The 23,890-nt window shown below is 41.3% G+C and carries 29 protein-coding genes; all 29 read left to right on the top strand.

Annotated features, from left to right (window positions below; all coding sequences use genetic code 11):
- The first annotated feature begins 7 nt into the window (after positions 1–7).
- Entirely contained in the window at positions 8–607 is a 600-nt protein-coding gene (plsY, locus tag I6N90_RS09165) for a glycerol-3-phosphate 1-O-acyltransferase PlsY (RefSeq protein ID WP_197935220.1), read from the top strand.
- A 6-nt stretch (positions 608–613) separates the two neighbouring features.
- Positions 614–1,648, top strand: coding sequence for an NAD(P)H-dependent glycerol-3-phosphate dehydrogenase (locus tag I6N90_RS09160; protein WP_197935219.1), 1,035 nt, complete (start codon positions 614–616; stop codon positions 1,646–1,648).
- 75 nt (positions 1,649–1,723) lie between these two features.
- Positions 1,724–1,999 (top strand): stage VI sporulation protein F, encoded by a 276-nt coding sequence (locus I6N90_RS09155; RefSeq protein WP_197935218.1) that lies wholly within the window; start codon positions 1,724–1,726, stop codon positions 1,997–1,999.
- A gap of 141 nt (positions 2,000–2,140) precedes the next feature.
- Positions 2,141–2,320 carry a DUF2768 family protein gene (locus I6N90_RS09150; RefSeq protein ID WP_197935217.1) on the top strand — a complete coding sequence of 60 codons (180 nt, stop codon included), beginning with the start codon at positions 2,141–2,143 and terminating at the stop codon, positions 2,318–2,320.
- A 50-nt stretch (positions 2,321–2,370) separates the two neighbouring features.
- Complete coding sequence (locus tag I6N90_RS09145) at positions 2,371–2,667, top strand: 2Fe-2S iron-sulfur cluster-binding protein (protein WP_197935216.1); 297 nt, start codon at positions 2,371–2,373, stop codon at positions 2,665–2,667.
- 17 nt (positions 2,668–2,684) lie between these two features.
- Complete coding sequence (locus I6N90_RS09140) at positions 2,685–3,329, top strand: hypothetical protein (RefSeq protein ID WP_197935215.1); 645 nt, start codon at positions 2,685–2,687, stop codon at positions 3,327–3,329.
- Positions 3,287–3,634 (top strand): 2Fe-2S iron-sulfur cluster-binding protein, encoded by a 348-nt coding sequence (locus tag I6N90_RS09135; RefSeq protein ID WP_197935214.1) that lies wholly within the window; start codon positions 3,287–3,289, stop codon positions 3,632–3,634. The genes I6N90_RS09140 and I6N90_RS09135 overlap by 43 nt, the downstream gene beginning before the upstream one ends.
- Before the next feature lie 18 nt (positions 3,635–3,652).
- Positions 3,653–4,402, top strand: coding sequence for a hypothetical protein (locus tag I6N90_RS09130; RefSeq protein WP_197935213.1), 750 nt, complete (start codon positions 3,653–3,655; stop codon positions 4,400–4,402).
- A 671-nt stretch (positions 4,403–5,073) separates the two neighbouring features.
- On the top strand, positions 5,074–6,552 hold the full coding sequence (spoIVA, locus tag I6N90_RS09125; protein ID WP_197935212.1) for a stage IV sporulation protein A: 1,479 nt from the start codon (positions 5,074–5,076) through the stop codon (positions 6,550–6,552).
- A 307-nt stretch (positions 6,553–6,859) separates the two neighbouring features.
- Complete coding sequence (locus I6N90_RS09120) at positions 6,860–7,135, top strand: HU family DNA-binding protein (protein ID WP_197935211.1); 276 nt, start codon at positions 6,860–6,862, stop codon at positions 7,133–7,135.
- 150 nt (positions 7,136–7,285) lie between these two features.
- Positions 7,286–7,507 (top strand): trp RNA-binding attenuation protein MtrB, encoded by a 222-nt coding sequence (gene mtrB, locus I6N90_RS09115; protein WP_116044760.1) that lies wholly within the window; start codon positions 7,286–7,288, stop codon positions 7,505–7,507.
- A 207-nt stretch (positions 7,508–7,714) separates the two neighbouring features.
- Entirely contained in the window at positions 7,715–8,293 is a 579-nt protein-coding gene (locus I6N90_RS09110; RefSeq protein ID WP_197935210.1) for a hypothetical protein, read from the top strand.
- 112 nt (positions 8,294–8,405) lie between these two features.
- The gene (locus tag I6N90_RS09105; RefSeq protein WP_197935209.1) at positions 8,406–9,275 is read left to right on the top strand and encodes a heptaprenyl diphosphate synthase component 1; all 870 of its coding nucleotides are present in this window, start codon (positions 8,406–8,408) and stop codon (positions 9,273–9,275) included.
- A 6-nt stretch (positions 9,276–9,281) separates the two neighbouring features.
- Complete coding sequence (locus I6N90_RS09100; RefSeq protein ID WP_197935208.1) at positions 9,282–10,001, top strand: demethylmenaquinone methyltransferase; 720 nt, start codon at positions 9,282–9,284, stop codon at positions 9,999–10,001.
- Positions 9,998–10,873 (top strand): UbiA-like polyprenyltransferase, encoded by an 876-nt coding sequence (locus I6N90_RS09095; protein ID WP_197935207.1) that lies wholly within the window; start codon positions 9,998–10,000, stop codon positions 10,871–10,873. The genes I6N90_RS09100 and I6N90_RS09095 overlap by 4 nt, the downstream gene beginning before the upstream one ends.
- Positions 10,867–11,541, top strand: a complete 675-nt coding sequence (locus tag I6N90_RS09090) for a UbiX family flavin prenyltransferase (protein WP_197935206.1) — start codon at positions 10,867–10,869, stop codon at positions 11,539–11,541. Before I6N90_RS09095 ends, I6N90_RS09090 begins: the two co-directional genes overlap by 7 nt.
- Positions 11,510–12,367 carry a menaquinone biosynthesis protein gene (locus I6N90_RS09085; protein WP_197935205.1) on the top strand — a complete coding sequence of 286 codons (858 nt, stop codon included), beginning with the start codon at positions 11,510–11,512 and terminating at the stop codon, positions 12,365–12,367. Before I6N90_RS09090 ends, I6N90_RS09085 begins: the two co-directional genes overlap by 32 nt.
- On the top strand, positions 12,368–13,342 hold the full coding sequence (locus tag I6N90_RS09080) for a polyprenyl synthetase family protein (RefSeq protein ID WP_197935204.1): 975 nt from the start codon (positions 12,368–12,370) through the stop codon (positions 13,340–13,342).
- 116 nt (positions 13,343–13,458) lie between these two features.
- The gene (locus I6N90_RS09075; protein WP_197935203.1) at positions 13,459–14,238 is read left to right on the top strand and encodes a CheR family methyltransferase; all 780 of its coding nucleotides are present in this window, start codon (positions 13,459–13,461) and stop codon (positions 14,236–14,238) included.
- Positions 14,239–14,308: 70 nt separating this feature from the next.
- Positions 14,309–14,479: a hypothetical protein gene (locus tag I6N90_RS09070; RefSeq protein WP_197935202.1), complete on the top strand. Its 171-nt coding sequence runs from the start codon at positions 14,309–14,311 to the stop codon at positions 14,477–14,479.
- Positions 14,480–14,685: 206 nt separating this feature from the next.
- A complete protein-coding gene (gene aroC, locus I6N90_RS09065) occupies positions 14,686–15,855 on the top strand; it encodes a chorismate synthase (RefSeq protein ID WP_197935201.1) in 1,170 nt (389 codons plus the stop codon).
- 3 nt (positions 15,856–15,858) lie between these two features.
- Complete coding sequence (aroB, locus tag I6N90_RS09060) at positions 15,859–16,956, top strand: 3-dehydroquinate synthase (RefSeq protein ID WP_197935200.1); 1,098 nt, start codon at positions 15,859–15,861, stop codon at positions 16,954–16,956.
- 2 nt (positions 16,957–16,958) lie between these two features.
- A complete protein-coding gene (aroH, locus tag I6N90_RS09055) occupies positions 16,959–17,330 on the top strand; it encodes a chorismate mutase (RefSeq protein WP_197935199.1) in 372 nt (123 codons plus the stop codon).
- Between the two features lie 366 nt (positions 17,331–17,696).
- Positions 17,697–19,274: an anthranilate synthase component I gene (trpE, locus tag I6N90_RS09050; protein WP_232242808.1), complete on the top strand. Its 1,578-nt coding sequence runs from the start codon at positions 17,697–17,699 to the stop codon at positions 19,272–19,274.
- Positions 19,243–20,322, top strand: a complete 1,080-nt coding sequence (gene trpD / locus I6N90_RS09045) for an anthranilate phosphoribosyltransferase (protein WP_442950951.1) — start codon at positions 19,243–19,245, stop codon at positions 20,320–20,322. The genes trpE and trpD overlap by 32 nt, the downstream gene beginning before the upstream one ends.
- Entirely contained in the window at positions 20,309–21,106 is a 798-nt protein-coding gene (gene trpC, locus I6N90_RS09040; RefSeq protein ID WP_197935198.1) for an indole-3-glycerol phosphate synthase TrpC, read from the top strand. Before trpD ends, trpC begins: the two co-directional genes overlap by 14 nt.
- On the top strand, positions 21,103–21,789 hold the full coding sequence (locus I6N90_RS09035) for a phosphoribosylanthranilate isomerase (RefSeq protein WP_197935197.1): 687 nt from the start codon (positions 21,103–21,105) through the stop codon (positions 21,787–21,789). The genes trpC and I6N90_RS09035 overlap by 4 nt, the downstream gene beginning before the upstream one ends.
- Positions 21,786–22,991, top strand: a complete 1,206-nt coding sequence (trpB, locus tag I6N90_RS09030) for a tryptophan synthase subunit beta (RefSeq protein WP_197935196.1) — start codon at positions 21,786–21,788, stop codon at positions 22,989–22,991. The genes I6N90_RS09035 and trpB overlap by 4 nt, the downstream gene beginning before the upstream one ends.
- On the top strand, positions 22,978–23,787 hold the full coding sequence (gene trpA, locus I6N90_RS09025; RefSeq protein ID WP_197935195.1) for a tryptophan synthase subunit alpha: 810 nt from the start codon (positions 22,978–22,980) through the stop codon (positions 23,785–23,787). The genes trpB and trpA overlap by 14 nt, the downstream gene beginning before the upstream one ends.
- The last annotated feature ends 103 nt before the right edge of the window (positions 23,788–23,890 follow it).

The raw sequence follows: 23,890 nt of genomic DNA, 5'->3' as shown, positions 1-23,890 counted from the left end.
AAGAAGCTTGGTATTGGATATTATCGCGGTTGTTCTTTGTTATTTGATCGGATCAATATCATTTAGTATTGCCATTGCCAAATGGGTGAAGGGAATCGATATAAGGCAGCACGGTAGCGGTAATGCGGGTGCCACGAATACTCTTCGCGTTTTAGGTAAGGGACCAGGGATCGTTGTTTTTTTTCTTGATATAGCAAAAGGTGTTGCCGCAATCTTTTTAGGGAACGCACTTAGTGATAATGAATGGATACCCGTTTTATGCGGCTTAGCTGTCATCATCGGTCATAACTGGCCGATCTGGTTCCGATTTAAGGGTGGAAAGGGAATTGCGACAACAGTAGGTGTAATTGCTACACTTGCGCTTGTGCCTGCATTATGTGCGGGTGTAGTTGCTGTTGTTTGCATCGTTCTCACTCGATATGTGTCACTCGGATCGTTATTGTTCGCGGCGTTTACGCCAATTTTTATCATTTTGTTTGATTATTCGTTACCATTGCTAAGTGTAGCATTAGTCATTTGTGCTTTTGCATTCATTCGTCATAGGACAAATATTGTTAAGCTGATGCAAGGGACGGAGAACAAGCTAGGTGCCAAGAAGGGGGCGTAACATCACATGAAAGAAATAACAACATCTCAAGAACGCCGGGCTGCAGTGCTCGTTGCTGGTAGTTGGGGAACTGCACTTGCGTCTGTTTTAGCCAGCAATGGCTATACCGTTAACTTATGGACTCGTAGTGCAGAACAAGCGGCAGATATCAATACGAATAGACAAAACAACAAATTTTTGCCTGGTAGTGAACTGTCATCATCTATAATCGCAACAACGAATATGGAGGATGCTCTAAACGATGTGGAGTTAGCACTATTTGTAGCTCCATCAAGTGCGATGCGTCAAGTTGCAAAACTAGCGGCACCATTTCTAGCTTCTGAAACACTTGTTGTACATGCAACAAAAGGATTTGAAGCAGATACACTAAAACGTATGTCAATTGTCCTATCTGAAGAGCTTACTCGTCCGTTATCGTCAATCGTAGTATTGTCTGGGCCAAGCCATGCTGAAGAAGTGATCAATAAGCTCCCTACGACAGTCGTTGTAGCTTCGGAGCAACAAGAAGCAGCAGAGAAGGCACAAGATGCGCTAATGAATAATGTTTTCCGTGTCTATACGAATGGAGACGTTGTTGGTGTAGAAGTGGCTGGCGCTATCAAAAATATTATTGCACTAGGAGCGGGCTTAAGCGATGGTCTGCAATTCGGAGACAACGCAAAAGCGGCGCTGCTTACGCGTGGTTTGGCTGAAATCGGTCGATTAGGTACTGCTATGGGTGCTAATCCACTTACTTTCGCAGGACTAGCTGGTGTAGGTGATTTAGTTGCAACGGGTACGAGCAAGCATAGTCGCAACTGGCGTGCTGGGTATTTACTTGCTGACGGAACGTCTCTTGAGAACGTTTTGGAGAAAATAGGAATGGTTGTTGAAGGTGTTCGTACGACGAGAGCGGCTTTTGAACTAGCAAAACGATACGATGTAGAAATGCCTATTACTGGCCAACTTTATGAAGTATTATTCCAAGGCAAGACGCCAAAAGCGGCAGTTGAACATCTAATGGGTAGATTAAAAACACATGAAATTGAAAGCATAGGCTAAGGTCAAGCGCCTACACCAAACGTCCACCCCCTTCATATGATGCATGGAGCTCATAGGTTGAGGAGGGTGGACGATTTGTCAAAAGATATTCCAAAGGATGTACTTGGCGCAATTAACAAAAAAACAGGCAAAAACATTTCCGAGAATACCGTAAAAAAACTGGCGAGCGGCGTTGATGCCAAGACCCTGCAAAATGAAGCAGAGCTTCGTAAGTTAATAAAGCAGGTATCTGATATGGCCAAAATCAAAGTACCGGAATCGACCGTAAATGATATTGTTAAAGCAGTCAAATCAAGCGGGATGAGCCCGTCGAGTATGGAAACGTTAGTGAAAATGATGATGAAGAAGTAATTGTATCCGACAAAAGCAAGCGAAGTCTCTTGAGTGTGTACCTCGAGTGAAAATTCGTTATTATGCTTTTGTCCTTTTTTTTGCCTGGTGCTATAATAGATAAGAACTTATAACGTTATAGATTAGGAGAATGGTTTTAACATGGATCCGATGACAAAGATGTGGGTTTCTTTACTTGGCATAGGCTTAATGGCATTAGCTGCACTTTTGATTACATTTGCTAGATTGAAAACAAAAGGTATCGTCAAATTTGTATTATCATTTGTTGCTTTTGTATTTTTAGTTTTTGGATTTATTTACGGAGTATTTTCCATCATATAATTGACAGGTACATAAGCCAAAATGATAGGTCTAAAGGAGAATTTTCAGCAATGATTGAACTGAAGGGTAGAACAAAAGTGGCGACAGTTGAAGCAGAGGCCGGATTATCCATTCTGGATCATGCTATTAAACATAATATTGACTTTAGCTACACATGTGCAAGAGGGACATGTGCTCGTTGCCGTTGTATCGTTACAGAAGGTGGAGAGTTTCTCGAAGGTATTACCGACGAAGAATGGGATCGTCTAGAGCCAGAAGAGTTCGAAGAAGGTTATCGATTAGGTTGCCAGGCTATCATTAAGGATGGCGCAGGACATATATCGGCAACAAACAAAACCTATTTCTAACAAAGGGGAGTGCCAGCATGAGAAAAGACATACACATCAGACAAGCGCTGGCAACGATTATTGACGCTGCAGGCAATAATCGTTGGGTACTCGGTGGAAGTAGTGGGTTGTTACTACGAGGTTTGCAATTGCCAACTGAACCGAACGATATCGATTTGTACTGTGATGATAAAGATATGTTGTCGATACATCGTGCCTTGCAACAATTTGCAATAGATGACCCTGAATTAAGTGAGTCCGATATCTATCGTTCTACGCTCAGTCATTATCAAATTGGACAATATCGTGTTGAGCTTGTAGGTGGATTTCAGATCTCCGCTCATGGCTGTCGCTATAAAACGGAAGTGAAGAACGTTCTAAGGCACTACAGCAAGGCTGTGGACGTTGGAGTCAATGGCCTTCATCAATTGGTTCACATTGTGCCTTTAGCTCATGAGCTATGGTTTAATGCGCTTAGAGATAGGTCTGATCGTGTGGAGTTGATCGTAGATGCCATCAGATTATCTCGTATTGAGCATAAGAAGGCGTTGACTGTCATTGAACAGAAAAATGGTTTCCCTAAAGAATTAATTGAATGTGTTAATGGATGGATAAATGATCAGAGGGAAGGTGAGCTAGAATGGACGCTGAAATTGTCTTCTGGCCTTCCGGTCGTTCAGTAAGAGTAAGACGTGGAACAACTGTTTTGGATGCTTCAAGGCGTGCAGGGTTATCTATTAAAACTCGTTGTGGTGGTAAAGCTGCTTGTTTTATGTGCAAAGTTATTGTCAAACCAGGGAGCGATCTGCTTCCGATGGGTGACGAGGAACGACGCAAACTTGCTGGTATGGAGGAAAAGAACATTAGATTGTCTTGCCAAGTAAGAGTTGCAGGCAAAACGGATGTTGAACTGCTTCCTGATCCGCTACAATCAGCAGTTGCTAAAGCTTTAGCAAGACAGAAGGAACAAGATGATGCGTTATGGTAAGGAAATGGAGGATAACTAATGAGTATTTTTTCTAAGCGTATAGCCAATCGTTCCTTGCGATTAAGTGCAACGATTGTCGCTATAACGCTTTTCATTCTGCCTTTAACTGGCTGCCTGTATCCAAAGGAAAACATGAAACAAAATGTTCCACCTAAAGAAGCTGTTCGTAATGTACAAGGGGCAATCGATCAATACTATGCAGACTTAAGTTTGTTGCCTATTATTAATAGTGGGCAGGACGTACCTAAATATGAGAAATTCCGAATTGATTTTACAAAGCTGAAAAGTAAAAACTATTTAAGTTCTGCACCTGGAGCTGCGTTTGAAAGTGGCGGAAATTATTATTTTCTTGTTCTAGATGAAGATACGAAGCCACGAGTAAAGTTGCTCGATATAGTAGGTTTCCAAAAAATTAATGACGTTCAAAACTGGGTCAAGCTTCATATGCAAGAAGGTGGAGTTCTCCCTAAAAAGGATGCAATGTATCCTGGTTTCTATGAGATTGACTATTCTTCCATGAATAAAAAAGCTCCAATCATTAAAAGTGTTTTTTCTGGACAAACGTTACAAGCACTAATCGATGACAATGGAATTGTCTACACTGACTATGGAATCGATATTATGCAGTTAATTCAAAAAAAGGACTCAGTTAAGGTTGCTGAAAATGATGACCTAAGAGAGTTGCTCGTTGATTCATCTGACTTTGTCCCTGTTAAAGCACCGTTCTATAAGCTCGTAAATGGCGAGCCAGTTGCTGTTCACCAATAAAGTTATGGTGAAGCGGGTCTGTTTTCATAGTGATAGGACTACTTAGTAAATAGCCCTTATTAATCAAAACGTATAAGAACAACGAAAAATGGCGGTGCGGGAGCTTATTCCTGCGCCGCCATCTTTGTTATTGGTCTGTTTGTACATCATTTACTCAAATACGAATTCTGACTCAATCATTATCTAGCCCAATTGACATTGTCTTTTTCGCTACTTGTTTTTTGAGTTATTGTTATTAGCTCATGTGTTTAAGACTAACTCAAATTGTTTGATTTCCTTCCGTGTTCGTACAACAGATCCGGGTGAGACCCTTTACAATTCAATTAACAGTAATGTGGCTAACCCGAAAAAATCGGGTTAGCCACATGCAAAATAGTAAAGCGTTCCCCTTGAGCTAGTGTTATCTACTCGAGAGTAAGCGACATTTAGATTAATTGCATTTTTTTGAATCTAAAAGTCATAGTTGAAAGGCTATTCTCATATATTTCAATCTTGGAAGGGAAGTTGGATTAACCGGAGAAAAAAGTTTTTAAAGAACGAATCGTCATAATTGGACAGTCTGAACATATGATGTTACTAGTCCAAAAAGTATGTACGAGTTGCGTCGCTGGCCTGCCCTTTTGTCCGGTGGATGGCGGCGAACCGGAAAATCAATTGGGAGGGGATATTCAGTGGAGAAAGTAGACATTTTTAAGGATATAGCCGAACGTACCGGCGGGGATATTTACCTCGGTGTAGTTGGGGCAGTCCGTACTGGTAAATCAACGTTTATCAAACGGTTTATGGAGACAGTCGTACTCCCAAACATTGCAAATGAAGCTGAACGCATAAGAGCAGTAGATGAACTTCCTCAAAGCGCCGCAGGCAAAACGATTATGACGACTGAGCCCAAATTCGTACCTAATCAAGCCGTTCAGCTTAAAGTTGCAGAAGGGCTTGATGTAAACGTAAGGCTAGTCGATTGTGTTGGCTACGCAGTTGAGGGTGCTAAAGGTTACGAAGATGAAAATGGTCCTAGGATGATAACAACTCCATGGTTTGACGAACCGATTCCATTCCAGGAAGCTGCTGAAATTGGTACGCGTAAAGTTATTCAAGAGCATTCAACGCTTGGCGTAGTAGTGACGACTGATGGAACAATTGCTGAAATTCCTCGCAGTTCATATGTTGTCGCAGAAGAGCGTGTTATTGACGAGTTGAAGCAGGTAGGCAAGCCATTTGTGCTTATCATTAACTCCACCCGTCCTCGTAGTGATGAAGCACAACAACTAAGAAGTGAACTTCAAGCGAAATATGATATTCCAGTTATAACGCTCAGTGTAGCAACGATGGGTGAGGAAGAGGTCATTTCCGTTTTGCGTGAGGTGCTTTATGAATTTCCTGTTCATGAAGTTAACGTTAATCTCCCAAGCTGGGTAATGGTGCTTAACGATAATCACTGGTTGCGTAGCAACTATGAGAACTCCGTTCGGGATACGGTTAAAGATATCCGCCGTCTAAGAGATGTGGAACGAGTCGTCACACAGTTTATGGATTATGATTTTATCGCCCGCGCCGGATTAAGTGGGATGAATATGGGTCAGGGTGTAGCCGAGATCGATCTATATGCACCAGATGAACTATATGACCGTATCTTGATGGAGGTCGTAGGTGTCGAAATAAGGGGCAAAGATCATCTGCTCCAGCTTATGCAGGAGTTTTCCCATGCCAAGCGAGAATACGATCGATTTGCTGAAGCGCTTGAGATGGTCAAAACGACTGGTTATGGTATCGCTGCGCCTTCACTTGCTGAGATGGCACTTGATGAGCCTGAACTCATACGTCAAGGTTCAAGATTTGGTGTACGCTTGAAAGCAACCGCGCCATCTATCCATATGATTCGTGTTGATGTTGAATCCGAATTTGCACCGATTATCGGAACAGAGAAACAAAGTGAAGAGCTGGTTCGTTACTTAATGCAAGATTTCGAAAACGATCCGATAAAAATTTGGGAATCCGATATTTTTGGCAGATCACTACATTCCATCGTACGAGAAGGTATTCAAGGTAAAATAGCAATGATGCCGGATAATGCTCGTTATAAATTACAAGAAACGCTTGGTAGAATAATTAACGAAGGATCAGGCGGCTTAATCGCTATTATTTTGTAAAAAGCAGGTCAATAGTACTGTTAGTACCGCCTCGCTAAGTCTGAGGCGGTATTTTTGTTGTCTTAACTGGGAATTGACTTGAAATTGCGATTATACTGTATTACTATAGGTTTGTTCGGTCAAAAGGTATATATTTCAAGTTTTCAGTTAATAAGGTGGATATACTGAGATTTATGCTAATGCTTACGAATTAAGTTTTACATCGCAAAACGATGTCAATGCTTACGAAGTAAGTTTTGCTTCGCAAAACGATGTCAATGCTTACGAAGTAAGTTTTGCTTCGCAAAACTTTGGAGGAGGTGAAAACATGAACAAAACTGATTTGATCTCAAAAGTAGCAGAACTAACAGAATTGTCTAAGAAAGATGCGACGAAAGCAGTGGATGCTGTTTTTGAAGCGATCTCCGACGCTTTGCAAAGCGGTGACAAAGTACAACTAGTTGGCTTCGGTAACTTTGAAGTTCGCGAGCGTCAAGCTCGTAAAGGCCGCAACCCGCAAACTGGCGAAGAGATTGATATCGCTGCTAGCAAGATGCCGGCATTCAAACCAGGCAAATCTCTCAAGGACCTTGTATCCAATTAACGTATAAGTTTAGGATAGGCGCTCGAACATGTTTTTGTTCCAGCGTCTTTTTTTTCTTAAACTAATATTGAGGATGGTCATTGCACTATATAGCGACTTCCACTATAATTCACATGGATGACTTTGAACGACGAATGCGGAGGGATCACCATGGAGCCTACGGTTGGCGATTATATTGTAGTGAAAGCAAAAGACCAAGGAGTGCAGGTAATAGGACTGACACGCGGTCAAGATACACGCTTTCATCATACGGAAAAGCTGGATAAAAACGAAGTGCTGATCTGTCAGTTTACAGATCATACGTCAGCGATCAAAATTAGAGGTAAAGCGATCGTCATGACGAAGTATGGAACGGTTGAAACCGATCAATAATGGTCGTGTGAAAAGCAGGCTATGCCTGCTTTTTTGTTGCGATTGAAAAGCGATAGACGTGTATTGACTACAATTATAGAACCCTTCGAATAATCGCCCTTACAATCTCGTACAATGTTGTATAAGCCCTAGAGTATGAGTCTAGTTTGGAATGAACAAACTTTAACTAAGGCATATATTTACTTGTAAGAGCATGGAGGTGCAGCAATGCGAGTCCGAAAATCAATTGGGACTGTATATGCTTTAACGTTAGTTTTAACAATAAGTCTAGCATGGTTAACAAGCACAATATCGAAAAACGAGGATGCGCATCAGAATATTACTGTGTTCAAAGAAGATAGGATCGATCATTTATCCAATTCCAATATTGTAGATGTCCTTCTTCGTATCCCATTACAGGAGACGGTCGGTCATGTGGAATGGAATAATTCTAGATTAACACTTGAATTAGTAGTTGCCGCTAATAGTGGGCGACCAGAAACATGGTTTAACGATGTGAAAAAGTTGATAAATGTTTCATTCGCAGAGCTCAATAACGTCAATCGACTATTAATTAGAATTGTTGAAAAAGATACATATGGAAAAAGGTTGCTTACTGCAGTAGACGTTAGAGTAACAGATGAGTGGCTAAGAGATGATTTGAAGTCATTGGATTACGCAAATCCCGTATATGATCAAACTTGGCGTAAGCGCCTTCGTTTAAGTTTTACAAACACATGGGAGAATCGTTTTGGTCCCATCCAAGGTTACTCTGTTCAAACATCACACATACAATTAAACCGCTAGAGTAAAAAGAAGAACTTAAAAGCGGATTCGTATGCTCTTATGAGAAGTTGTGATATAATAGTTTAGATTATTGAGCGGCGATCCCTGCTACTTACGTTCGGAGGCTTCTACCATGACAAGATACCGCATTTCGGAAATGACTGAGCACTATGCAAAACATGATATGATACACGAACACACAAAGCTACCACCTATTGCAGGACCAAGATTACGAATGTTATTTGCATTCCTCGATCAGCAACCTGCACTGAGCAAGCATAGTGAACTATATACACTTGTAATATCTCTCGTTCAGCTTGGGATGGATACTCATGATTTAATCGATACAGAGACGGCAAGGCGTTCAGAAAAGGAAATGCGTTCAAGACAACTTAACGTTTTGGCGGGAGATTTTTTCAGTGCTCGTTTCTATCAACTGTTAGCTGAATCCGGCCAAATCGAAATGATATCAAGAATAAGTAATGCAGTATGTGAGGTAAACCGGTTAAAGGTGAACTTATATATGCGTATGAGGCAACTTCGATTAACTGCCGACGAATATTTCAGCTTTGCCGTGCAGCTCAGAAGCGAAATGTTTCAACAATTTTCAAGCTTACTCGAAGGTACGCTCTCACGACTATGGCCAGAGATGTTAAGTGGAGTTAGCCGCTTTGAAGTGGCACTTGACGAGATTGAGCGTAGCTCAAGTAAGGAACGTTTTGAAAAGAGCTGGGCTTACTGGCATCTGCTTCAAGTAGGGAGTGAGGAAGAGCGTCATCGTCTCACTTCACAATCTTTCGATCAAAGTTTTATTAACAGTATGGTCGATAAATACGATATTCGTGATCAATTACATGCTAAACTGAAGTTTGCTGCTGACTCAATGAAACTAGCTGCTGGCAAACTTGAGTCGGACATGCTAACTAAAGAACTGAGCGGGATTATGGAGGGCTTGATAAACAAGCTAAACATTTCTACTCCGGCTTTAAATGAGATGAGGTGAGATAGGGTGGATACTAACTCTAAAAGTCACGTTCATGCATTATTCGAAACTATCGCACCTAAATATGATTTTATGAACGATGTGATAAGCTTCCGCAGACATAAAGCGTGGCGGAAGTATACGATGAATAAAATGAACGTCCAAAAAGGTCAAAATGCATTAGATATTTGTTGTGGTACAGGTGATTGGACAATTGATTTGGCGAATACAAGTCAGACAGGTAAAATCGTTGGCCTTGATTTTAGTCAAAACATGCTAAATGTAGCTGAAGTTAAAGTAGCCAAACTATCACTTGGCAGGCAGATCGAATTGGTGCAAGGTAATGCAATGAACTTACCATATGAGGACAATACGTTTGATTATGTAACAATCGGATTTGGTTTACGTAACGTTCCTGACTATTTGCAAGTTCTACGCGAAATGCATCGTGTTGTGAAGCCAGGTGGAAAAGTTGTTTGTTTAGAGTTGTCGAAGCCAACGTGGCAACCATTCAAAAGTATTTACAATTTTTATTTTGAACGAATTATGCCCATCTTTGGAAAGATGCTTGCGAATGGATTTAAAGAGTATCAATGGCTACCAATTTCACTGAGGTCTTTTCCTGACTCCAAGCAACTAACAGAACTATTTAACCAAGCAGGTTTGCAAGGGACAAAAGTGGATCTGTTTTTCGGTGGCATAGCCGCTTTGCATATGGGTACGAAGGGAAATGATGGGCAGCTATGATTCGCAAACTAGGCATTATTCTTGAAATGATTAAATTTGAACATACCGTATTTGCTCTTCCATTTGCTTATATGGGGGCGATTTTAGGATCGGTCATGATGGAAGGTCAATTGCCTTCTTGGAGCGAGATTGGATGGATATCGCTTGCAATGTTCGGTGCAAGAAGTGCGGCGATGAGTCTTAATCGACTTATTGATAAAGCAATTGATTTCAGTAATCCGCGGACGAAAGGTAGAGCACTTCCTGCAGGATTGCTTAAATCAGTTGAAGTGTTGTTATTTATTATCGTTTCTTTTGGATTGTTATTTTGGGGTACTATTAACTTGGAGCCAATTGCGCTCAAGCTAATGCCAATCGCAGTGTTTTTCCTTGTTCTTTATTCTTATACAAAAAGATTCACATGGCTCTGCCATATTGTATTAGGTTTAACGATAGCGTTATCACCACTGGGTGGTTGGGTATCTGTTACAGGAGAGTTTAACGCAGCAGCTTGGATATTATACGGAACGGTTGCGCTTTGGATCGCGGGCTTTGATATTATTTATGCGACGCAAGACTTTGAGTATGATCGCAAGGTAGGTCTTAAATCAATTCCTGCTCGTTTTGGATTAACAGGAGCAATATGGATAGCACGATCTCTCCATATCGTAACTGCAATCGGATTTATCGCTTTGTTTTGGATGACACAATTAAGCTGGATGTATTTGATTGGTGCCATACTTTCAATTTCATTATTATTTTACCAGCATTGGCTTGTTAAACCGTCCGATCTGTCACGAGTTCCTACTGCCTTTTTCGGAATGAATGGTACATTAAGTGTTTTGTTGTTCTTGTTTACGATTGTAGATTTGGTGGTGTTAAGGCAATGGTAGGCAATATAGATCGAAATAGTGAAACGAATGTAGCCAAAAGAAAAAGATGGGTTGTTGGTCTTACAGGAGCAAGCGGTTCGATCTATGGTATTCGACTTATAGAGCAATTGTTGCAACAGGATTATATTGTTCATCTCGTTGTAACAGAAGCAGGCTGGAGAGTGCTGAAGGAAGAAATGGGCTGGGAGACGGTCCGTAGATCTAGCGCACTTGAACAGAGATTTGGCGAATATATGACTAATGGCAGACTTATCTTTCATCCTAATGGCGATATTGGCGCATCGATAGCAAGTGGTTCCTTCCGTGTAGAGGGAATGTTAATTGTCCCTTGTTCAATGGGGACGCTTGCATCTATCGCACATGGCAGTTCGAACAATTTATTGACTAGAGCAGCCGATGTTATGTTGAAAGAAGGACGAAAGCTACTTCTAGTACCGAGAGAAACACCATTACATGCTATTCATCTAGAAAATATGCTAACGTTAGCTAAACTGGGTGTACGCATTGTGCCGGCTATGCCGGCATTTTATTATAAACCACAAACTATGGACGAGATGATTGATTTTATGGTTGGTAAAGTTTTGGATAATATCGACATTGATCATGATTTGTACAGAAGATGGGGAGATGAGCAGAATGGGCTTCAATCGCCCGATCACCATCGGTGAAATAGATTACGCTAATGCGTGGCCGTTATTTTATGGATTTGAGAAGTATGCGGGAGAACGTAACTTTGAAGTGAAATCTCGTGTACCTTCAGAACTAAATCGGTTATTAAATGTTGGTGAGCTGGATTTGTCGGCTATTTCATCATTTTCTTATGGGCAATATGCCAAAAACTATATGTTATTACCACATTTATCTGTTGGTTCGATTGGACGTGTACACTCCATTTTATTGTTCCTTAAGGAGCCGATCGAGAAAAAAAGACCACAGCGAATTGCGCTAACAACAGCTTCAGCTACATCTGTTAACTTGCTCAAAATTATTATGGAAATGCGTTATGAATGTAGGCCTGATTATATATCAGCGGAGCCAAACCTTGAAGCAATGCTCAAAGATTCCGATGCAGCATTACTGATTGGAGATCCAGCAATTGCTGCATCGAGGAGAAGTCAAGGATTGTATGTTATGGATCTCGGGGAAATGTGGAATAACTGGACAGGACTCGGGATGACTTATGCGGTTGTTGCAGCTCGTAGAGAAATTGTAGAGCAGAACGCTGCTAGCATTCATTCTGTATATGAAGCGATGTTGGCAACTAAAAAATATAATCTTGAACATCAAGAAGAGCTAGTTAATCTTGCCCTTGAACGATTAGGTGGCAAATCTGAGTATTGGACAACATATTTCCAATCTCTTCAATATGATTTTGGAGATAAGCTGCAAGAAGGCTTAACACTATATTTCCGATATGCAAATCAATTGAATTTGCTTCAAGATGAAGTGGAACTTTCTTTTTATAAAGAACAATCTCCCCAAAAAGGTGAATGAATGAAACTATTAGACTTGTATGCAAAGATGAAAGGCGATTTGAATCAAATCGAACATGAACTTGAGCGGAGTGTATCCGATGAACATGTTCTTCTTAGTGAGGCGTCGACGCACTTGCTGAAGGCTGGAGGTAAACGAATAAGACCAGTGTTCGTGCTACTTGCAGGTAAGTTCGGCGATTACAAACTAGATGTTCTAAAGCGGATTGCAGTTCCACTAGAACTGATTCATATGGCTTCGCTCGTTCATGACGATGTTATTGACGATGCAGAGACACGTAGAGGACAGTTGACAGTTAAGTCCAAATGGGATAATCGTATTGCAATGTATACCGGAGATTATATTCATGGTAAGGCGCTAGCTATCGCAGCAGAACTTCCAAATCCTGTTATTCATCAAGTGTTGTCAAAAGCTTTAGTCCAGATGTGTTTAGGTGAGATGGAGCAAATTCGAGATTTCTTCAACACGGAGCAATCGATTCGTAACTACATGTTACGTATTCGTAGAAAAACAGCTCTTCTTATTGCAATCAGTTGTCAGCTGGGAGCTGTTGCAGGTAATGTTGACCGTGTAACCGCTAACCGGATGTATCGTTTCGGTTATAACGTCGGTATGGCATTCCAAATAAGAGATGACTTACTCGACCTATACGGTACAGAAAAACAAATCGGCAAACCACCTGGTTCTGATATAAGACAGGGTAACATTACTTTACCTGTCATATTAGCGCTTCAAGACGCAAAAGTTAGAGAACCTCTTCTTGAAGAAATCAGAAAGATCCGTGATTATGATGGTTTTGCGGATACAAAGCGAGCAATCACTCTGATAAGAAACAGTGAAGGCGGAGGACTGGCTGAAGATTTGGCTAATCGTTACATACAAAAAGCACTACATGCTTTAAAAGGTTTACCTGATATTACAGCAAAAAAGAATCTTACCGATATCGCTTACTTTGTAGGAAAACGAAATTATTAAGCAGTTTTGTGCATTGAAGGCAGATTGGCTCTTCTTTGCACTGTGTTGACAAGAGATCAGCTATCATACGATTCTTAGGTGTATATCATATAACACCGTTATTCTTGGAGGATGCTATGTCTGAAGATCAGGACTTCTCTCAATTTATTGCACGTATTAAGCGGAAGACAGCTATTGATTTATCCCAATATAAAGAAGCACAAATGAAAAGACGCTTAACAACGCTACGTTTGAAGCACGGCTATCAAACGTTCGAGCAATATTTTCAAGCTATGGAGCAAAATCGTAGTTTGTTAAATGAGTTTTTGGATCGGATGACGATAAATGTATCGGAGTTTTGGAGAAATCCTGTAAGATGGAGCATTCTTATGGATCGTTTTCTACCAGAAATGATTACCGAGAGTCCTAGACTTAAAGTATGGAGTGCTGCATGTTCTACTGGTGAGGAACCATATACACTTGCTATGATTTTATCTGAATTAGGTGTGCTTCAAAAGTCTACGCTTATTGCGACAGATCTGGATAATAATGTTCTCCAGAAGGCACAAGAAGCTAGTTATTTAGAACGATCACTTCGGGATGTTCCAGTTGATTATCGGAGCAAATATTTTTCACCTTCGGAAGGTGCTTTTCTAGTTTCGGAAGGATTAAAAAAGTCGATTCAGTTTAAACAACAAAACCTTCTTCATGACACCTTTGATAAAGGTTTTGATCTTATCGTTTGCCGTAATGTTATGATCTATTTTACAGAAGAAGCAAAACATGAACTATATCATAAATTTTCTGCAGCACTGAAGCCAGGTGGACTATTATTCGTGGGTAGCACGGAACAGATTTTTTCACCTCAGCAATACGGCTTCGAGACGGCTGACACATTCTTTTATAGACGCGTCTAAACGTATGTATACCAATTTCCATGTATTCCTATACTAATCATAAGCAAGATGAGCAGGAGGGCGACTGGAATTGGATAAGCGTAAAGTAATTGACGCATATCGTCATGGATTTATAACGATTCAACAATGTGCACAAATTATCGGTGTAGACAACGTACAAATGAGCAGATTAGTAAATGATTCTCACTTTACAACTGACGTTTCCGTACATATCGAACAACGAACGTTGAATACACTGTAACGATTAAATCTGGAGGGGCCGTGTTCCTTTTCATCCAATGGATGGAGGAAGCGGCCCTTCTTTACTGCTCAAAAGCATTAATACTGCAACGTCTATCATGAGATTTCTTGTCAAACCTGCAACGCTATACTATAATGAGCAAAGATGTTTTGGGCATTACATGACAGCAGGCGAAAGAAAGCTTGCGTTGAAGGAGGAGTTTGGGCTTGAGTTTACGGTACTTGACTGCAGGAGAAACCCATGGTCCGCAACTGACCGCAATAATTGAGGGTTTACCGAGCAATTTAACCATTGATTTCGAGGAATTGAACTTTCAACTGCATCGTCGCCAGAAAGGTCATGGCCGCGGACGTAGAATGCAAATTGAAAAGGACACAGCAGATGTAGTTGGCGGTGTTCGTCATGGAAGAACAACTGGGGCACCCGTTGCGCTAGTTGTTAAAAATAATGACTGGAAACACTGGACATCAGTAATGAATATTGAACCGATTGAAGGCAGTGACGAGGAGAAGCGTCGTGTACATCGTCCACGCCCAGGTCATGCTGACTTGAACGGTGGTTTAAAATATAACTTAAAGGATCTTCGCAATGTGCTAGAACGTTCCAGCGCGCGTGAAACTGCAGCTCGTGTAGCAGTCGGTGCTATTGCACGACAATTACTTGCTGAGTTCGGCATTAAAGTAGCTGGACAAGTTATTCGAATTGGTGAAATAGAAGCTCCTGCGAACCAATTGCCGGTAGATGAGCTCATTCGTCTTACAGAAGAATCATCTGTTCGTGTCGTAGATAAGGAAACCGAACAAAAGATGATGGACTATATCGATCAAATTAAAGCTGAAGGTGATTCCATCGGCGGGATTGTTGAATGTGTCATCGAAGGTGTTCCAATTGGTCTTGGCAGTCACGTTCAATGGGATCGTAAGTTAGATGGACGAATTGCACAAGCAGTCGTGTCCATTAACGCATTCAAAGGCTGTGAAATCGGGATTGGATTTGAAGCAGCTAAACTTAGAGGTTCTCTTGTTCATGATGAAATTATGTATGAGAAAGAGAAGGGATACCACCGTGCGTCTAATCGTCTAGGCGGTTTTGAAGGCGGTATGACAAATGGAGAACAAATCGTCGTTCGTGGAGTCATGAAGCCGATACCAACGTTGTATAAACCACTTCGTAGTGTAGATATCGATACCAAAGAGCCTTTTACAGCTCAAGTTGAACGTTCGGATAGTTGCGCAGTACCTGCTGCAAGTGTCGTTATGGAACATGTTGTTGCTTGGGAAGTAGCAAGAGCATTCCTAGAAAAGTTCGGTGGAGATTCCATCGAAGAAATCCGTGCCAATGTAAATAGCTACCTTGAACAATTGGATCGGTATTAAGAGATGCGTGAGCTACTAGTAGATTTAGGCGACCGCTCATATCCCATTTATATTGGGGAGGGCCTCTTGCAAGAGGTTTCTTCCTTTTTTCACAAACATGGTATAGGGGAGAAATCTCCTCTACTTATCATATCAGACTCTAATGTTGCCCCTCATTATTTAGACCAGTTAGAATCCAACTTGAGTCAAGGAGGCTATACGGTAGCGACAGCTATTGTGCCAGCTGGTGAAAGCTCAAAATCGCTACTGATGCTGGGTGATCTAGTTGGTAAAGCACTTGATGCTGGTCTTGATCGTAAATCCGCTATTATTGCATTAGGTGGCGGAGTCATCGGAGACTTAGCTGGATTTGTAGCAGCATCGTATATGAGAGGGATCAAATTTATACAAATACCAACTACTATTCTAGCTCATGACAGTAGTGTCGGAGGGAAAGTAGCGGTAAACCATCCGCAAGCCAAAAATATAATCGGTGCATTTCACCAACCAGAGTTTGTTCTTTATGATTTGAATACATTACAGTCATTGCCACCTCGTGATGTTAGATCTGGATTGTCCGAAGTCGTTAAACATGGTCTTATCTGGGACGCTTCCTTTGTGAAATGGTGTGAAGACAATGCGGATAAGATGCTTGCACTTGATTCAGAAGCATTAGGATACGCACTTCACAACGGATGTAGTGTAAAAGCATCTGTAGTTTCACAGGATGAACGTGAAAATGGACTACGAGCGATACTCAACTTAGGTCATACAATTGGGCATGCATTAGAAGCGGTTGCAGGTTACGGAGAGCTTCAGCATGGAGAAGCTATCTCTATTGGAATGGTTGGTTCTGCTAAATTAGCAGTTCGATATGGGGCACCAGAGGAAGTATACACACAAACGAAGCGAGTGCTTGCTAAATGCGGTCTTCCAATTCGACTTCCGCAACATTTCGATGTAGATGCTATTATGTCCGCGATGATGCACGACAAAAAGTTTACAGAAGGAACGATGGTTTTTGTTGTTCCAACAGCAATTGGAAAAGTAGAGATCAAGTCTGATGTGCCTGTACATTGGGTGAGAGAAATCGTAGAAGAACTAAAAAAGGAGGGTGAATAACGATGAGCGTACGGGGAATACGAGGTGCTATTACTGTAGATGCCAATAACGCACAAGAGATCGCTAATGCAACTTTGGAGATGATGAGGGCAATAGTTGCACAAAATGAAATCGTTCCGTCAGATATTAGCAGTGTAATGATCACTGTAACAAATGACTTGGACGCAGCATTTCCTGCACAATGTATTAGACAGCTTGAAGGTTGGGAATACGTCCCATTGATGTGTGCACTTGAAGTACCTGTTAAAGGCAGCTTAGAACTTTGTATTCGATTTATGGTACTTGTCAATACTGACAAAAGTCAAAAAGAAATTAATCATGTGTATCTAGGGGGAGCACAAGCGCTTCGTCCAGATTTATCTAATGTAAAATAACTGGTTGACGTACGGATACGCTATGATTTATATTTAAAAACATAAGTGAGATTAGTCGAGTAGGTTTTTAGCTGAGATGAGATGAGAAGAGTTTAGGAACGAGCGTAGCGAGTGAGAAGTTCAGTTAGCTGTTGGGAAAGCCAGAAGTGCATACAAAGACGAAAGTCTATCTGTAGGCTATTCCGCTTTACCGCATTACAGTGATTGAATGGACGCTATAGGCTTGTCTTCACAATCATCATTTAAGCGCTCCTGCTTTGGCGGGGGCGTTTTTTTATATTTAAATCCTCTCCGACATGTGTTGATTATTCTTCAAATATAGGGCAGAACGGAATCGTTTCTGCAAAAAAATGGAGGTCGTTCATCATGTCCAACGAGTTACAAATGATCAATCAATTAGCAGGTAAATATAACTTAATCCCGATCGTAAGATATGTAATGGCAGATACAGAAACACCAATCAGACTGTTTCAACATTTTGCAAAAGAAGATCATGCTTTTCTACTTGAAAGTGTAGAGGGCGGTGCTAAGTGGGCACGTTACTCCTTTATCGGAACAGACCCATTTATGAAGCTGTATGGAAAACATGGAAACATGGTGCTTGATGTACAAGGCGAGCAAACGATATTGCGTGATAAACCGATTGAATTATTAAAATCGAAGCTTCGTTCTTTTAGAAGCCCATCATTCGCGGAACTTCCACCATTCACAGGTGGGGCGATTGGATTTTTTGGATACGACTTACTTCAGTATTATGAGAAACTCCCAGCTCATCGTGTAGATGATTTGAATATGAATGATATGCAATTTATGTTTTGCGATCAAGTTATCGTATTTGACCACTTCAAGCAGCAACTTCAAATTGTAGGCAATGTTCATATCAAAGAGGGGGCATTAGAAAGTGATATTGCGATCGCTTATGGTCAAGCACTAGCAAAGATTGATGCGACAATAACACGGATTCAGCAGCCGATAGCATTGGCTGTAGCGCCTAGCTCTGCTATCCCACTCAACCCTGATTTGGGTGAAGTAAGGTCAAACCTAACAAAAGAACAATTTATTTCGAACGTTGACAAAGCTAAGGATTACATTCGATCAGGTGATGTATTTCAAGTTGTATTATCCCAACGGTTTAGTATAGATACGGATATTGATCCGTTACTTGTGTATCGAGTACTAAGAACGATGAATCCTTCGCCTTATATGTATTATTTAAAAATGGGTGAAGAAATTATCGTTGGTACTTCACCAGAAGCACTCGTGAAAGTTACTAATGATCGTGTAGAAACTAGACCAATTGCAGGAACAAGGCCGAGGGGTGCAACACCTGAAGAGGATAAAGCATTTGAGCTAGAGCTACTGGCAGATGAGAAAGAACGTGCAGAACATTTAATGCTAGTTGATCTCGGTAGAAATGATATTGGTCGTGTCTCCGAATTCGGTACAGTACGTTGTGATTCATATATGGAAATTGAGCGTTATTCTCATGTCATGCATATCGTCTCAAACGTTTCAGGACAGCTACGCAAGGACAAAGACTTTTTTGATGCATTTGTGTCTTGTTTGCCAGCAGGAACAGTATCTGGCGCGCCTAAGCTTCGTGCAATGGAAATTATTGCTGAACTTGAGAACGAAGCACGTGGTGCTTATGCGGGTGCGATTGGTTATTTGGGTTTTGGTGGAACGATGGATACGTGCATTACGATTCGAACGATTATTTTCAAAAAAGGAAAAGCCTACGTTCAAAGTGGAGCGGGTATCGTATGGGATTCTGTTCCTGAAAGCGAATATTTAGAAACTGTCAATAAAGCAAAAGGAATGTTAAAGGCGATTCGAGCAGCGGAAGCATGTTTTGCTAAACCTGTTGCTGAGCAAGCTGCTGAACCAGCTACAAGGTGTATTAACTCAGATTATGAGGTTGAATTTAGTGGAAGGCGTGATTAAGATGAGTGGTGCGATTACAACACAACAAGCATTAAATCTATTGGTGAATGGTCAACATTTGAGCAGATCAGAATCCAATGCGGTCATGACAAACATCATGAACGGTGATGCTACGCAGGCTCAGATTGGCGCCATTGCTATAGCACTACGTATGAAAGGTGAGACGAGAGAAGAAATTACTGGTTTTGCAGAAGTGATTCGTCAGTTTTCTTGCCAAGTTCCGACATCAAACGAAGGTTTGATGGACACATGCGGAACGGGAGGTTCTGGCATTCATAAATTCAATATTTCGACTGCATCGTCTATCATCACGGCAGCAGCAGGTATTCGTGTTGCTAAACATGGAAATCGTGCTGTTTCAGGAAAAACGGGAAGTGCAGATGTGTTAGAAGCGCTTGGTGTGAACATTACGCTAACACCAGATCAAGCGGCACATTGCCTAGCTCAAATTGGTATTTGCTTTATGTTTGCACAACAATATCATCCTTCATTAAAACATGTTGCGGGTCCTCGAAGAGAGTTAGGTATTCGCACGATATTTAATATGTTAGGTCCATTAGCGAATCCAGCACCAATAGATAGACAACTACTTGGGATATACGATCGCTCGCGCACAGAAACGATTGCTGAAGTGCTTGGCGAATTAGGATTAAAAAGCGTATTTGTCGTCAGCAGTCATGACGGACTTGATGAGATTAGTATTTCCGCACCAACACAAATTTCTGAACTTAAAAATGGTGTAGTTAAAACATACGATATCGAGCCGGAGGACCTTGGCTTAAAACGTTATCCTATTGGAGATGTTATTGGCGGTGCCCCAGAAGATAATGCTGCATTGATCCGTAGTATCTTTGCAGGTGAGCAACGAGGCGCTTACAGAGATATTGTTTTGGCAAATGCAGGCGGTTGTATCTACGTTGGTGGTTTAGCAGCATCGCCAAGAGAAGGTGTAGAGATAGCAGCAGAAGTGATTGATTCTGGCAAGGCATTTACAAAGCTGAATGAGCTTATTCAAACGACGGGAGAGTTAGCACATGTTTCTAGATAAAATTGTGACTACCAAACAAGCTGAGGTCGAAGCGTTAGCTGCAACCTTTCATCTATCGGAGTATGAAGTGAAAATAGCAGAGATGGAACCTTGTAGAGGTTTTGAAGCAGCTTTAATCGCACCACGCCGTAATAGAAGTATGGGACTTATTGCAGAAGTGAAGAAGGCTTCTCCTTCTAAGGGATTGATTAGACAAGATTTTGATCCGGTCGTTCTTGCATCTGCATACGAAGCGGCAAAAACAGACTGTATTTCCGTATTAACGGATAAGGACTATTTCCAAGGTGCTAATGATTTTTTGACTAAAGTTAGAGAAGCGGTACAAGTACCACTTCTTCGAAAAGATTTCACAATAGATTATCGGCAAATTTATGAAGCAAGAGTTATCGGTGCAGATGCTATTTTGCTAATAGCGGCAATATTGTCTAAAAAACAGCTTTCCGACTTCCATGATCTTGCAAAGTCGCTTGGGATGGACGTGTTAGTTGAAGTACATGATGCTGAAGAACTTGAAACGGTGTTAGAAATCGGAAAAGCGTCACTCATCGGTATTAACAATCGCAATTTGAAGACGTTTGTCACGGATTTAAAAACGACTGAACATCTTATCGGAATGATCCCGAAGGACATTACAATTATTAGTGAAAGTGGAATAGCAGGAAGAAGTGATATGAGTTATTTGCAATCTGTTGGTGCACATGGAGTTCTCATTGGTGAACACTTTATGCGTCAAGAGCATGTTGGTGAAGCTGTGTCAGACTTGATGGATGCGGTGGGACAATGAGTGTCCGAATAAAAATATGTGGTTTACTTGACTGGGAAACGATTGAAGCGATGGATGGTTTACCAGTCCATGAAGTTGGATTTGTGTTTGCGCCTAGCAAACGACAAGTAGATAAATTAAAAGCTGCCGAGCTGATAAAAGCATTGTACAAGCTTAAATCAGCAAACAATGAACGACCTAAAGCTGTTGGTGTATTTTTGAATGCATCAATTGAAGAGGTTGGAGATGTTTTGTCTGAAGCTCCTCTTGATGTCATCCAATTACATGGAGATGAATCGCCAGCGTATTGTAAAGCGATTAAGAGCAAATATCCTAATAAGCAAGTGTGGAAAGTATTTGGCATAAAGAATGATGCCGATACAGATACTTCTATATCACTCGAGAACGATGTGGAAAGTAAGTTAAGTGGCTATAAGGACTTCGTAGATGCTATATTAATAGATGCACCAGGTGGTGGTTCTGGCGAACCATTTAACTGGGAAGTTATCGCGATATATGAAAGAATAGCGGGAAGTTATCATCTGCCTCTTTATGTAGCGGGTGGATTGCATTCGGACAATGTAGGGGAGCTTTTGAACAACTATTCGCCAGACGGAATTGATGTATCTAGTGGAGTAGAGACGAATGGACACAAAGATATCGAGAAGATTAGATCATTTGTAAGAAGGGTGATAGAGAGATGACACAAGTTCCAGATAGTAATGGTAGATTTGGTAAGTTCGGAGGACGATACGTACCCGAGACGTTGATGAACGCACTTCTTGAGCTTGAGGAAGCATACTTACATTATTCCAAAGATCCCGATTTTCAAAATGAAGTTCGCGAGTTATTGTACAAATATTCTGGTCGTCCGACTTCTCTTTATTACGCAAAACGATTAACGGAACATCTGGGCGGCGCTAAAGTATATTTGAAACGTGAAGACTTAAATCATACTGGCGCACACAAAATCAACAATACAATCGGACAAGGTGTTCTTGCGAAACGTATGGGCAAAACAAAAATTATTGCTGAGACAGGTGCGGGACAACATGGCGTAGCTTCGGCGACAATTGCAGCTCTTCTTGGCTTGGAATGTAAAGTGTTTATGGGCGAAGAAGATATGAAACGTCAGCAATTAAATGTATTCAGAATGAATCTTCTTGGTTCAGAGGTAGTGCCAATAACTTCTGGAACTCGTACGCTTAAAGACGCTTGCAATGAAACGTTACGTTACTGGGTTAGCCATGTAACCGATACTTATTATATTTTAGGTTCTGTAACAGGACCACATCCTTATCCAATGATGGTTCGAGACTTCCAGCGCATTATTGGAGATGAAGCACGTTTGCAAATCGTGAAAGAAGAAGGCAGGTTGCCAGATTACGTCGTCGCTGCTGTTGGCGGTGGAAGCAATGCAATGGGTATCTTCTATCCGTTCGTTCAAGATGAAGGAGTAAAGCTGCTTGGAGTCGAAGCTGCTGGGCGTGGTGTTGAAACAACGGAACATGCAGCTACGATGACAAAAGGGCGTCATGGCGTATTCCAAGGATCATTCAGCTATGTATTGCAAGATGATCACGGTCAAGTTCAACCAGCACATTCAATATCCGCTGGACTGGATTATCCAGGAATTGGCCCTGAACATGCTTTCCTGAAAGATTCAGGTCGTGCAGACTATGTTCCTATTACAGATGCAGAAGCACTTGAGGCACTACAGCTGTTGTCGCGTAAAGAAGGGATCATTCCAGCATTGGAATCCGCACATGCAATTGCACAGACGATTAAGCTTGCGCCAACTTTGGATAAGGACAAAGTAATTGTTGTTAGCTTATCAGGACGCGGTGATAAAGATGTGGAAGCAATAATGGGTTACTTGGGAGGTCAGAAGCATGAATCTCATTGATCAATCGTTTGCCAGGCTTAAAGCAGAGGGGAAAACAGCTCTAATCCCATTTATAACTGTTGGTGATCCGAACTTGGAGGGCACATTAGCTATTATTAAACAATTAGAGAAGTCTGGGGCGGATATGATCGAGTTAGGCGTTCCTTACTCTGATCCGCTTGCAGATGGACCCGTCATACAACGTGCATCAGAACGTGCGTTAAGTGGCTCAACAGTAACACTTCTTAATTGCATTGAAATGGCCGAACGTGCACGTGAAGCAGGTGTAACAATTCCGCTTATATTGTTTACTTATTTTAATCCAGTTCTTCAATTTGGATTAGAGAAGTTTGTCACTCTCGTTCAGAGCAAGGGAATAAGCGGATTGATCATACCGGATTTGCCGATCGAAGAGGATGAGGAAGTACGTGCTCTTGCAGAAAGTGCGAACGTTCATCTTATTCCATTAGTTGCACCAACATCTAGAGATCGAGTAACCAGAATCTCTCAGAAAGCTCGTGGCTTCGTTTATTGCGTATCTTCACTTGGTGTAACTGGAGTACGAACAGATTTCCATAGTGATATCGATTCATTCCTATCTACAGTAAGGGAAGCAACTGATCTTCCGATTGGAATAGGTTTTGGAATTTCAAGCAGGGAACAAGTGAAACGATTCGAGGGTACTTGTGATGCGGTTATAGTTGGCAGCGCCATCGTGCGTCAAATCGAAGAAGCTCAAGTACTACTTGAAAACCCCGATACGCAAGAACAAGGATTAGAGCAGATCGGGAAATTCGTTGCATCTCTCAAAGGGTAACTCATACATTTTTAATTCACCTCCCAGAAGTGGGAGGATTTTGTTTTTGTGAAAATACTTTAAAACAAATTTCATATATGAGACAATGAATGATAGTATTAGT

The organism is Paenibacillus sp. GSMTC-2017 (assembly GCF_016019935.1).
In the GTDB taxonomy this organism is placed as follows: domain Bacteria; phylum Bacillota; class Bacilli; order Paenibacillales; family Paenibacillaceae; genus Pristimantibacillus.
This window is presented reverse-complemented; position numbering and strand designations above follow the sequence as displayed.

Bases quoted from the DNA above. Each gene is read 5' to 3' on its own strand.
- I6N90_RS09160 (WP_197935219.1), top strand. From the start codon at position 614: ATGAAAGAAATAACAACATCTCAAGAACGCCGGGCTGCAGTGCTCGTT.
- I6N90_RS09150 (WP_197935217.1), top strand. From the start codon at position 2,141: ATGGATCCGATGACAAAGATGTGGGTTTCTTTACTTGGCATAGGCTTA.
- I6N90_RS09145 (WP_197935216.1), top strand. From the start codon at position 2,371: ATGATTGAACTGAAGGGTAGAACAAAAGTGGCGACAGTTGAAGCAGAG.
- I6N90_RS09140 (WP_197935215.1), top strand. From the start codon at position 2,685: ATGAGAAAAGACATACACATCAGACAAGCGCTGGCAACGATTATTGAC.
- I6N90_RS09135 (WP_197935214.1), top strand. From the start codon at position 3,287: ATGGACGCTGAAATTGTCTTCTGGCCTTCCGGTCGTTCAGTAAGAGTA.
- I6N90_RS09130 (WP_197935213.1), top strand. From the start codon at position 3,653: ATGAGTATTTTTTCTAAGCGTATAGCCAATCGTTCCTTGCGATTAAGT.
- I6N90_RS09120 (WP_197935211.1), top strand. From the start codon at position 6,860: ATGAACAAAACTGATTTGATCTCAAAAGTAGCAGAACTAACAGAATTG.
- mtrB (WP_116044760.1), top strand. From the start codon at position 7,286: ATGGAGCCTACGGTTGGCGATTATATTGTAGTGAAAGCAAAAGACCAA.
- I6N90_RS09110 (WP_197935210.1), top strand. From the start codon at position 7,715: ATGCGAGTCCGAAAATCAATTGGGACTGTATATGCTTTAACGTTAGTT.
- I6N90_RS09105 (WP_197935209.1), top strand. From the start codon at position 8,406: ATGACAAGATACCGCATTTCGGAAATGACTGAGCACTATGCAAAACAT.
- I6N90_RS09095 (WP_197935207.1), top strand. From the start codon at position 9,998: ATGATTCGCAAACTAGGCATTATTCTTGAAATGATTAAATTTGAACAT.
- I6N90_RS09090 (WP_197935206.1), top strand. From the start codon at position 10,867: ATGGTAGGCAATATAGATCGAAATAGTGAAACGAATGTAGCCAAAAGA.
- I6N90_RS09085 (WP_197935205.1), top strand. From the start codon at position 11,510: ATGGGCTTCAATCGCCCGATCACCATCGGTGAAATAGATTACGCTAAT.
- I6N90_RS09080 (WP_197935204.1), top strand. From the start codon at position 12,368: ATGAAACTATTAGACTTGTATGCAAAGATGAAAGGCGATTTGAATCAA.
- I6N90_RS09075 (WP_197935203.1), top strand. From the start codon at position 13,459: ATGTCTGAAGATCAGGACTTCTCTCAATTTATTGCACGTATTAAGCGG.
- aroB (WP_197935200.1), top strand. From the start codon at position 15,859: ATGCGTGAGCTACTAGTAGATTTAGGCGACCGCTCATATCCCATTTAT.
- aroH (WP_197935199.1), top strand. From the start codon at position 16,959: ATGAGCGTACGGGGAATACGAGGTGCTATTACTGTAGATGCCAATAAC.
- trpE (WP_232242808.1), top strand. From the start codon at position 17,697: ATGTCCAACGAGTTACAAATGATCAATCAATTAGCAGGTAAATATAAC.
- trpD (WP_442950951.1), top strand. From the start codon at position 19,243: ATGAGGTTGAATTTAGTGGAAGGCGTGATTAAGATGAGTGGTGCGATT.
- trpC (WP_197935198.1), top strand. From the start codon at position 20,309: ATGTTTCTAGATAAAATTGTGACTACCAAACAAGCTGAGGTCGAAGCG.
- I6N90_RS09035 (WP_197935197.1), top strand. From the start codon at position 21,103: ATGAGTGTCCGAATAAAAATATGTGGTTTACTTGACTGGGAAACGATT.
- trpB (WP_197935196.1), top strand. From the start codon at position 21,786: ATGACACAAGTTCCAGATAGTAATGGTAGATTTGGTAAGTTCGGAGGA.
- trpA (WP_197935195.1), top strand. From the start codon at position 22,978: ATGAATCTCATTGATCAATCGTTTGCCAGGCTTAAAGCAGAGGGGAAA.